We start from the raw sequence: 9,126 nt of genomic DNA, 5'->3' as shown, positions 1-9,126 counted from the left end.
CACCAGTTCAGCGAAAGGAACAACGGATGTTCTCCCCAGCCAATGAAGCAGCCTTCACCCTACACATCGACGGCGCTGCCCACGATTTCAAGGTATTGGCCTTTACCGGTAAAGAGGCCCTCAACCAGCCGTTTGCCTTTGAGCTGGAACTGATCAGCGAACAGCCCGACATCGACCTGGGTTCACTGCTGCACCACACCGCCTATCTAGATATGGGCCAGGGTGCTGGCATCCACGGCTTTATCGACCGACTCGCCCAGGGCGAAGCCGGCAAACGCCTGACCCGTTACCACCTCTGCCTGCGCCCCCAGCTCAGCTATCTGGCGCACAGAACCAATCAACGCATCTTCCAGCACCTCACCGTGCAAGACATCATCAGCCGCCTGCTGGAAGAACATGGCATTCAGGGCGACGCCTACCGCTTTCAACTCAACGCCAACTACCCTGAACGTATCTACTGCACCCAGTACGACGAAACCGACCTGCACTTCATCCAGCGCCTGTGCGAAGAAGAAGGCCTTCACTACCACTTTGAACACAGCCGCGAAGGCCACGTCATCGTCTTTGGTGACGACCAGACCACCTTCCCGCAACTGGCCCAGATCGGTTACAGCCAGGGCACCGGCATGGTCGCGGATGAGCCCGTGGTCAAACGCTTCGGCCTGCGGGTAGAAACCCGCCCCAGCCGCGTCACCCGCCGCGACTACGACTTTGAAAAGCCCCGCCTGCTGATGGAAGCCGCCTACAAAGGCGAAAGCAATCCAGATCAGAACCAAGAAAACCAACAGCAACAAGCATCACAGCCTGACCTCGAAGACTACGACTACCCCGGTCACTTCATCGACCGCGAGCGCGGCAAACAACTCAGCCAGATCAACCTCGAACGCCACCGCGCCGAACAGCAACTGGCCGACGGCCTGAGCGATCAGCCACAACTGCGCAGCGGCCACTTCATGCCGCTCAGTGGCCACGCCCGCGCTGACTGGAACGACCTCTGGCTGCTGACTGAAATCCACCACGAAGGCAAACAGCCGCAAGTGCTGGAAGAAGGCGTCACCAGCGACGTCAAAACCAGTGACGGCTTTACCCAAGGTTACCGCAACCACTTCAAAGCCACGCCCTGGCAGATCATCTGGCGCCCGCAGCTCAACCACATCAAACCCAAAGTACTGGGCAGCCAAAGCGCCGTGGTCACCGGCCCGCAGGGCGAAGAGATTCACTGCGACCAGTACGGCCGCATTAAAGTGCAGTTCCATTGGGACCGCGAAGGCCAAGCCGACGACAAAACCAGCTGCTGGCTGCGCGTCGCCTCAAGCTGGGCGGGTGACCGCTACGGCGGCGTTGCCATCCCCCGAGTGGGCATGGAAGTGCTCATCACCTTCCTGGAGGGCGACCCAGACCAACCGCTGGTCACCGGCTGCCTGTACCATAAAGAACACGAAGTACCGTATGAATTGCCTGCGCACAAAACCCGCAGCGTATTCAAAACCCTCAGCAGCCCCGGTGGCGGTGGTTACAACGAACTGCGCATCGAGGACAAAAAGGGCGAAGAACAGATCTACCTGCACGCGCAGAAAGACTGGGACGAAAACATCGAGCACAACCAGACGGTGCGCGTGGGCAACGAACGCCACGACACCGTCGAGGCCAACAGCTATAGCGAGTTCAAGGCCGAAGAACACGTAACCGTGCAAGGCAAGCGCAAGGTCGAAATCAAACCAAACGACCACCTCACCATCGGCCAGAGCCAACACATTCAGCTCGGCGACAAACTGCTCACCAAAGCCGGCCGCGAGATACACCTCAAAGCCGGGCAGAAAATGGTCATCGAAGCCGGCAGCGAAATCACCCTCACCGCAGGCGGTTCCTTTATCAAGATTGATGCCGGCGGCGTCACCCTGGTTGGGCCGATGGCCAGGCTTAATGCGGGTGGCTCTCCGGGGAGTGGTAGTGGTACCCAGGTAATTGGACCAAATCTTCCAGGCGCGGTAGAAACGGATCGTGCAGGGGAGTTGCTGCAGCGAGCTGCTATAAACCAACCGGTACCACCGGTGTTGTTGCTGGACGGGTTGACTCCTTTGTGTGGCAAGCAGAGCGCGACTGTTTGTAGCCGGGGGGACTGCCCATGCATGAAGGCTTGAAGGACTTCCTGGCGCGGCCACGGGGGCAGCTAAATGAGGTGCTTGGTAGTCTTGGCGGAGACCTGCTGTATTTCATCATTGATCAGAAACGCCAGCCTGACGCGCTTGTCCGCCTATATAGTTGCGGAGAAGCGTTAACGCCGGTGCTCTTGCTAGATGCCACTGAATACACTCATTTGTCTGCATCTGGGCCTCTTTGGTTTGGCGCTTCTCCGGGTAGCGCACTGTCGCTATTGGGGGCGCAACTGTGCCTAGAGCGTCAGGCTGGCATTATGCTGCGTGCTGATGATGATGCTCAGGCGCTGGCGCATGCACGTTGGCTGATGAAGGTCAACGACGGCTCCGGTGGCCAAAGCTTGGCTACTTATTACTTACCGAGTTTTTGGGCGGCCTTAGCGATGACTGTGGGAGAGGCCGCAGCACCTTACTTGATGGGGCCGTGGCGCAGCGTTTATAGCCCAGCCCCCAGTTACCTTGAGTCATCCAATGAACAGTGGTTGAGTTGGCCGCACGAGCGTCCTGATGCTTTGCCGACACCAGAGCGTGGATACTTTTCATTGCCCAAGGCTTTGATGCCCACGTACCGAACTTTACGCTGGGTTTATTGGTTAGATGAGGTGCAACCTGCTTTTGACCGCATCACGGCAGCGCAACTCTCTCCATTACTCGACAACTTGGAGTTGTTGGTAGGGCAAGGGATCTACGAAGGCCGTCATCTACTGCAGCTCAGCGAGCTGATTACCAGTACTGGATTGGCTGAGAAAGCTAACATCATGGCGATATTGCAGAGTCGGGAGGAGGCCTTCATGAAGGTCGAGCACCTGAAGGCACTCAGCGCCGCATCCTAACTCAGCTGGAATGGAAACACGCATGGATATTACTAACCACCTTGTACGGTCAGGGGAAACGTTAAGCGGTATCGCCCACCAATATGGTGCGAGCGTGGGCCAGCTGCGTCAGCTTAACCCCTTTATCCGTAACGCTAACCATATCCAGGCTGGCTGGAGCTTGAGTGTTCCGGCGCAACCAGGTGCTGCCATCGTACCGACAGCAAATCAGCCGACGCAGGGCGCGCAAGAAAGCGCAGAAGTGAGAGATTCCGAGTCGGCAAATGAACGGCCCGTGCTTCAGCTCGAAGCTCAAACAGAGGCACAGCCCGCCAGCGCCGCGAGCTTCGATGAAAAAGCGCCGCATCCGTGCGAGCCAGTCTACGCAAATATCATCTACGCCACGGACGAGCAAGCGTTCTGGTTGCTCCCCGAGCGCGTCGCTAGTTTGATGAAAGAGGCTGCACACAAACTGGGGCAGCAAATATCACCGAGTAAAAGCCCGGATGAGCGCAAGAAGGGCCTAGATGAAAGTGGGTTGCTTGAGTATTTTATGGAGCCCGTCCTCGCTAACTTCCTCGCCGGCAGTCAGCAAGAACGGATGAAGGAGATTGAGGCTGAGGAGCCCTACCTTGAAGCACGCTATCTGGACAAGCGCTCGACTATGGTATCGGACCCCAGATATCAGGCGACGCCGGTCTCGGGCTATGAGCGCTTAAAAGACCTGTACGAGGAATGGCGTCCGCTGCGCGACAGTGCTCTTCAAATAGCAGAAAGCCGAGGCTACGCCTTCGAGCAAGGTCGACTCTTCAGTCCTGAAGCGATGGAGGCTCGTAAGCGCGTACAGCACTATCTGATCGTGCGGCAAAAGCTCTTCAGCTTGGGTGAATTGCAGGTTTTTAGCCCGGAACAGACCGCCGAGTTGCAAGCAGAGAATAAGGCGCGTCTAGAAGTTGCTACGGCTAGCAGCGCCTATGACCGTACCGACTATGTTAAGTATCTGGAATGGCGAGACAGTAATCAGCAGGGGTTCAAGTTCAAAGAGTACTTGGATGCCATTCACTCAGTCGCCGAGTATGGGCTTGCACTGCCCGAATATGCCTTGATGGGCAGTGGCGAGGAGGATCAGCTCGAAAGCGGTATTGCCGAATTCAAGAAATACTTGGATTTAGAGCAACAGTTACTCGCTGTTAATCAGCGGCTGCAAGAAAAATACAAGTCGTGGATTGAAGCCAGTGGTGAAAATGCTTCTGCCCCCGCCGGCCTAGTGGATGCCGAGCGAGCGGAGTGGGACGCCTTGCAGGCTGAGAAGAGCAAGCTGCTGGCCACTGCCGAGCGCAATGTGGCCAGCGCCCGAGCTCAAGGTCGTGGACGTCATCTGCTTTGGAATCCTGAAGAGTTTACGCCCAAGCCCGTTGATCGCTTGGTGAAATCTAATTTTCCGCTGCGCGAAGTGAGCTTTGCTGATCGTGGAAGCGTGCTCAGCCACTTTAGCCTCACTGATATGCGCAATGCCTTTAAAACTGACGCGGCCAAGCTGCGTAGCGAGGCGGCGGCTAATGTGCGCCATTCAATCAGCGGTAGCAACTCGGTAGCGACCGGAGCGCGCAGCGAGTTTGAAGAGTGGTTGATTGGTCAGGGCGCTAAAAAGCTGGATGACCAAAGGGGTAACTGGTTTGACCCGAAGGGTTGGTTTGATGTTGAGCTTTTCTACCAGTATTTGCAGGCGGAGAGTTTGCTGGTAAGTACTCTTGAGGACAGCACCGCACGTGCCGCGTGGGGTGAGCGTTTGCAACAAATACTGTTCAAGGACAGTGTGCGCGTATCTCTAAGGTTGTTCGACAAGAGCCCTCAGGCGCAGTTGGTTCGCTGCCTTACGCCGCCGCAGCCAAGCATCCACTCCGCAGCCTCTGTGGCGACGCCTAACTTCACTACTGCTAATGGCTTTCAAGCGTTTGCCAGTGCCAGCCTGGACATTGACCTCGCGCGTGGTGAAGTGGACTTGCTTAAAGTTGATCTGCCTGACCGTGAACAGGCTCAGGATCTTAAACTTAAGTACTTTGACTACGAGGATAACGAGCAGGAGCTAAACCTCGGCCGTTTGTCGTTGCACCTAAGCATTAAGGCTTGGGGCTATGCCGGTGCGTCATTAATGGTAGCTGGTACCTTGCGCATCGGGCCAGACAAGGACACGCATGACGTGTTACTTGATACAGGGCAAGACGCAGAGCGAACGCCTGGTTCAATCAGTAGTACCCACGTCAGCCAGCCTCTGCCTGCTATGCGTACCGGTAACATGCGTATTGATGACGGACTCAAAGGTCAGTTCAACCTGTTTGCAGGGGTGCAGGTAGGTATAAAACTCACTGGTGCATTGAACTGGGCGCCGCCCGTCGCGGTGGCAGAGCTGCGCACAGCGCCCGTCGCAGGTGTAGTGGGACAGACAGCGCCGCAGCCTAGCCAGTGGCTAAGCCTCGCCCGAGTGGGAGCCAATCTCAGTATCGCCGCAGGCTTGGGCGTCAAGGGTGAGCTGAGTGTTTCCCTTCAAGGCCAGCGGTTAGTGCTTACCATTAAAGCAGCTGTGATTGCAGGCCCGGGCGTGGACGGCGTGTTTAGCTTTGAAGTCGGCTATGGCGCCATTGTCCAACTGATAAACATATTCCGCCGCGAACTGCGTAAGAATCAGTACCATCGTCTGGTTTGGTTTGAAAATGATGCCTTCGATTTCATGTCTAAGCTCAATTTGCTGGGCTCTGCTGGACTCGATCTAGCTCTGGTTTATATGGCAGAGTTAGTTGGCTCGCTTTATGACGCCCTAACGCGGGGCGGCAAAGGCGGGCCAATTGCTTACAGCATCATGAACTACGAAAACCAAGAAGAACTAAAAATGTGGTTTGTTGACGCTATTCCAGAGGCGTTGGGCCCTATGCTGATGACGCTGGTTAGCCCGCCCAGTGAGTTTACGCCTGAAGAGCAAGCTGATGAGCAGAGTGAGGAACTGTGCCATCTTCTTCAGCAGCAGGCTATTGAGCAGATTCTAAGGTGGGTTGTAGAGAAAGCTAATAGTGAGTGCACATTGCCCGCCGCACAGAGGCAATTTGAGGAGGCTTGCACACGTATGAATCGCTTTGGCACTAAGCCGGCAGCAGCGGGTCAAGCCTACTGTGAGAACCGGTTGGCGCTGGATAATTTTATGTCGGTTCCAGTGCTTAGCGTCGGTGTTGGCGGCCCACAAAATAACGCAATGCGTGAGCGATATAGAAATCACGTTAAAGTGCTGGGCAAGCTGCAAGATGGTTTCTGTCGCCGCAGTAGTTATTACGGCCGTACTTATATACCGTCAGGCCACGTGGAGTATGTGGGCCCCGCCTAGTGAGCAGAACAAAAGGAAAAAGAATGTTTGTGAAAAAAATATTCTCAGTAATGGTTCTATTACTGTTTGTGAACAACGTGGTTTATGCGCAACTGACTCCCGAGCAGCAAGCCGCCAAAGATAAGGGCTTAATGCTCTACAATCAGCATAAGGCCATTTCAGCCGTGCCGTTTTTAACGGAAGCGGCGGAGGCTGGCGATCAAGAAGCTCAGTTCATTCTTGGAGAGGCCTTACGCAAAAATAATCGGTATATGACAAGTGAGGCTAATCGGTGGTACGTCGCTGCGGCGAATCAAGGCGATTTTTACGCCATGCTACGCCTCTCGCGTGAGAGTAGTGACCTGTGTGAGGTTATGAATAACTGCCCTCCTAGCACTAAAACTCCGGAGGAATGGCTTGAGCAAGCGCGCGAGATAGGGACGGCACAGGCCAAGGAAGGCAGACTTGTAGGCATGTATATCATGTACTTGGCTACAGGAGATCTGGAGTGGTTAGAGAGGTCGGCTGAAGCTGGTTATCCCCAGGCGCAGCGATTGCTGGCCTCCCGCTATAAAGAGGGTAAAGGTTTCTTTATTCTGCCTTGGGCTCGTCAAGAGGCTGTTGAAAAATGGCTCAAAGCGAGTGCTGAAGGTGGAAATCCAAGAGGCATGATGGAGTACGTTACCGTGCTCTATGAGAGCGGTGATATGGAAGGCGCCCGTCACTGGATTGCACAAGCATCGGAAACAGGATTTGAGGGTGCCATAGTTAGTTATGGGGCGTACTTGGCCCACGAACCGGACAAAGTGGGTTATCCGCTTGATCGAGTAAAAGGCTATGGGCTACTTTCGCTTCTCAGGGAGTTGGACGGTGGCGGCAATGTACAAGTCTATTTAGACGACGTTCTGCCGGTAATCGCCGCGAAGATGACGCCCGAGCAGATAGAAGAAGCTGAAGCGTTTGCCGCTGAATGGAAAGCGACTCATCCCCCGCTGTCGTTCTTTCCCGAGAAATTGGGTTTCTAAAAATGATTAGATCATCCATAGCGCCCATTCCTGATGCTCTATGCATAAATACATAAATAGGGAAAATGGGGTCAGATGAATATATCGGCACCGCTAGCCATAAAGTGCCTGCAATTGATGGTTCTGACGACGAGCGCACATTGGCCTGCGCAGGTGTTGGATAAAATGCGGCGCTGCCAACGTATCTGCAGACTCCGCTTCAACTCAGCACAAGGAACAACGGATGTTCTCCCTCGTATTAAAGAAACTGACAGAGCCAGACCCTGTTTTGATGATCTGCATTCAGTTGACTTTAACCGACAATAAGCGGCTCGAAATATGAGCAGCCAACCGGCTCGGTTAAAGTCCTTAACTCTTATCCTTATCTGGCTTTTGGCATCGCCTGCTTTCGCAGACCTTACGCCCGAGCAACAGGCAGCCAAAGAGCGTGGCAGCGTTCTGTATCACCAGTTCAAAGCGATATCTGCTGAGCCGTATCTGACCATTGCAGCAGAGGCGGGAGACTCGGAGTCACAGTTTCTGTTGGCAGAAGCGCTACGCAAGAACAATCGCTATATGACAGAAGAGGCCTATCACTGGCTCGAAGAGGCGGCGAGGCAGGGAATGCTCATCTGACCCCGATTTTCCAAGGTAAACGAGAGGTGCTCTTGGCGGCTCGTAATAGTGGGCATTTTAGGGGGTTAGCGTAAGGCTTTAGATTGTTATAGCGGTTCACTTGATTGTATGGCGCATCGGAAGCTGGCGCCTGGGTAATGATGTTCCATCACGGGGTCGTGGTTCCAGCGCTGGACTGTGCTGGCGCCTATCCACAGAGTTTGACCGTAATTAGTACCTCGGCGAATTTTTTGCGTTCCTGTCTCCGGCCCTTCTGGGTTTGTGACGGGGGATTGCTCGTAATAATTTGCGGAGAACCAATCGTTAACCCAATCGGTCGAGTTGCCAGTCATGTCATAGAGACCCACAGGGTTTGGTGGAAACTGGCCGATAGGACGCACTTCAGACTCCTCGTCACGCAGAATGTTGCGTCCTTGATTCAAGCTGCCGTTATCTGTCGGATATTGAACGTATTGGCCTCGACTGCGTGCGGCATATTCCCATTGCGCTTCGCTAGGTAAGTCCACAGCATAATTACTAAGGTCGCCCAACCATACACAGTAATCTTTAGCTTCTTGCCACGTTTTAGTCGGGGCAGGGTTGTCCGGATTAAAGTAGGACCCTAGGTCGTCTCGGTTGCGGTGCTCGGCATCGAACAACTCCAACCCCAAGCTCGTGCGAAACAAATCAAAATCTTCCAGTCGCGTCTGATATCGCGACAGGTGATAACTACTCAAACGCACCTGATGCAGATAGTCATCATGCCGCTCGGGCGTAATTGGGCAAAGTCGCTCCGGCTCCTGCCCATAGGGCCAAGTGCCCATATTTGCCGGATCGTATTGGCAAAGAGTACCGAAGTCGCCCATCTCGAACTCTCCCCCCTCGATAAACACCATGTTGTCCAGTGAGCGCACCACGGTGGTGAGTATTTGGTCGCGCAGCTTACCCGATAGGTCGGGGTAGCGGTCGTTGACACGCTGAGCGATGGCCTCGACTTTCTCTGCGCTTAGCTTTTCACTGTGGGGCAGAGGCTGCGACTGTGCATCACAGCCATGTAGAGAAAACAGGAAAAAGAGTGGCAGTAGAGCAAGGCGAGACATGCAAGCGTCCTGGTGGCGATGAGCTGTGGGGTGCAATGTAGCCGTGATGCTAAGGCAAAACGCCGACGTTGTTCACGAATAGCAAAC

At 54.6% G+C, this 9,126-nt stretch carries 6 protein-coding genes; 5 read left to right on the top strand and 1 reads right to left on the bottom strand.

Translation table 11 applies throughout. From position 1 onward, the window contains the following. Window positions 1-26 precede the first annotated feature (26 nt). The 5 genes from tssI (at window position 27) to EF096_RS19855 (ending at window position 7,960) form a co-directional block, all read left to right on the top strand. Window positions 27-2,141, top strand: a complete 2,115-nt coding sequence (tssI, locus tag EF096_RS19875) for a type VI secretion system Vgr family protein (RefSeq protein ID WP_123891475.1) — start codon at window positions 27-29, stop codon at window positions 2,139-2,141. Next, a complete protein-coding gene (locus tag EF096_RS19870) occupies window positions 2,126-2,989 on the top strand; it encodes a DUF4123 domain-containing protein (protein ID WP_123891474.1) in 864 nt (287 codons plus the stop codon). Before tssI ends, EF096_RS19870 begins: the two co-directional genes overlap by 16 nt. A 22-nt stretch (window positions 2,990-3,011) precedes the next feature. After that, on the top strand, window positions 3,012-6,341 hold the full coding sequence (locus tag EF096_RS19865) for a LysM peptidoglycan-binding domain-containing protein (protein ID WP_158611325.1): 3,330 nt from the start codon (window positions 3,012-3,014) through the stop codon (window positions 6,339-6,341). Between the two features lie 23 nt (window positions 6,342-6,364). Then, complete coding sequence (locus tag EF096_RS19860; protein WP_123891472.1) at window positions 6,365-7,345, top strand: tetratricopeptide repeat protein; 981 nt, start codon at window positions 6,365-6,367, stop codon at window positions 7,343-7,345. Window positions 7,346-7,663: 318 nt separating this feature from the next. Further along, entirely contained in the window at window positions 7,664-7,960 is a 297-nt protein-coding gene (locus EF096_RS19855) for a hypothetical protein (protein ID WP_123891471.1), read from the top strand. A gap of 86 nt (window positions 7,961-8,046) precedes the next feature. On the opposite strand, the gene EF096_RS19850 is transcribed toward EF096_RS19855, so the two are convergent. Continuing rightward, window positions 8,047-9,039 (bottom strand): formylglycine-generating enzyme family protein, encoded by a 993-nt coding sequence (locus EF096_RS19850; RefSeq protein ID WP_123891470.1) that lies wholly within the window; start codon window positions 9,037-9,039, stop codon window positions 8,047-8,049. Window positions 9,040-9,126 lie beyond the last annotated feature (87 nt).

The sequence above is a fragment of the Pseudomonas neustonica genome, from assembly GCF_003797945.1.
GTDB lineage: Bacteria > Pseudomonadota > Gammaproteobacteria > Pseudomonadales > Pseudomonadaceae > Halopseudomonas > Halopseudomonas neustonica.
The sequence above is the reverse complement of the archived record's forward strand: the minus strand, read 5'-3'. Positions and strand labels throughout refer to the sequence as shown.

What these genes read in the sequence shown, in the direction of transcription:
- EF096_RS19855 (WP_123891471.1), top strand. Translation starts at nt 7,664, where the DNA reads ATGAGCAGCCAACCGGCTCGGTTAAAGTCCTTAACTCTTATCCTTATC.
- EF096_RS19850 (WP_123891470.1), bottom strand. Translation starts at nt 9,039, where the DNA reads ATGTCTCGCCTTGCTCTACTGCCACTCTTTTTCCTGTTTTCTCTACAT.
- tssI (WP_123891475.1), top strand. Translation starts at nt 27, where the DNA reads ATGTTCTCCCCAGCCAATGAAGCAGCCTTCACCCTACACATCGACGGC.
- EF096_RS19865 (WP_158611325.1), top strand. Translation starts at nt 3,012, where the DNA reads ATGGATATTACTAACCACCTTGTACGGTCAGGGGAAACGTTAAGCGGT.
- EF096_RS19870 (WP_123891474.1), top strand. Translation starts at nt 2,126, where the DNA reads ATGCATGAAGGCTTGAAGGACTTCCTGGCGCGGCCACGGGGGCAGCTA.
- EF096_RS19860 (WP_123891472.1), top strand. Translation starts at nt 6,365, where the DNA reads ATGTTTGTGAAAAAAATATTCTCAGTAATGGTTCTATTACTGTTTGTG.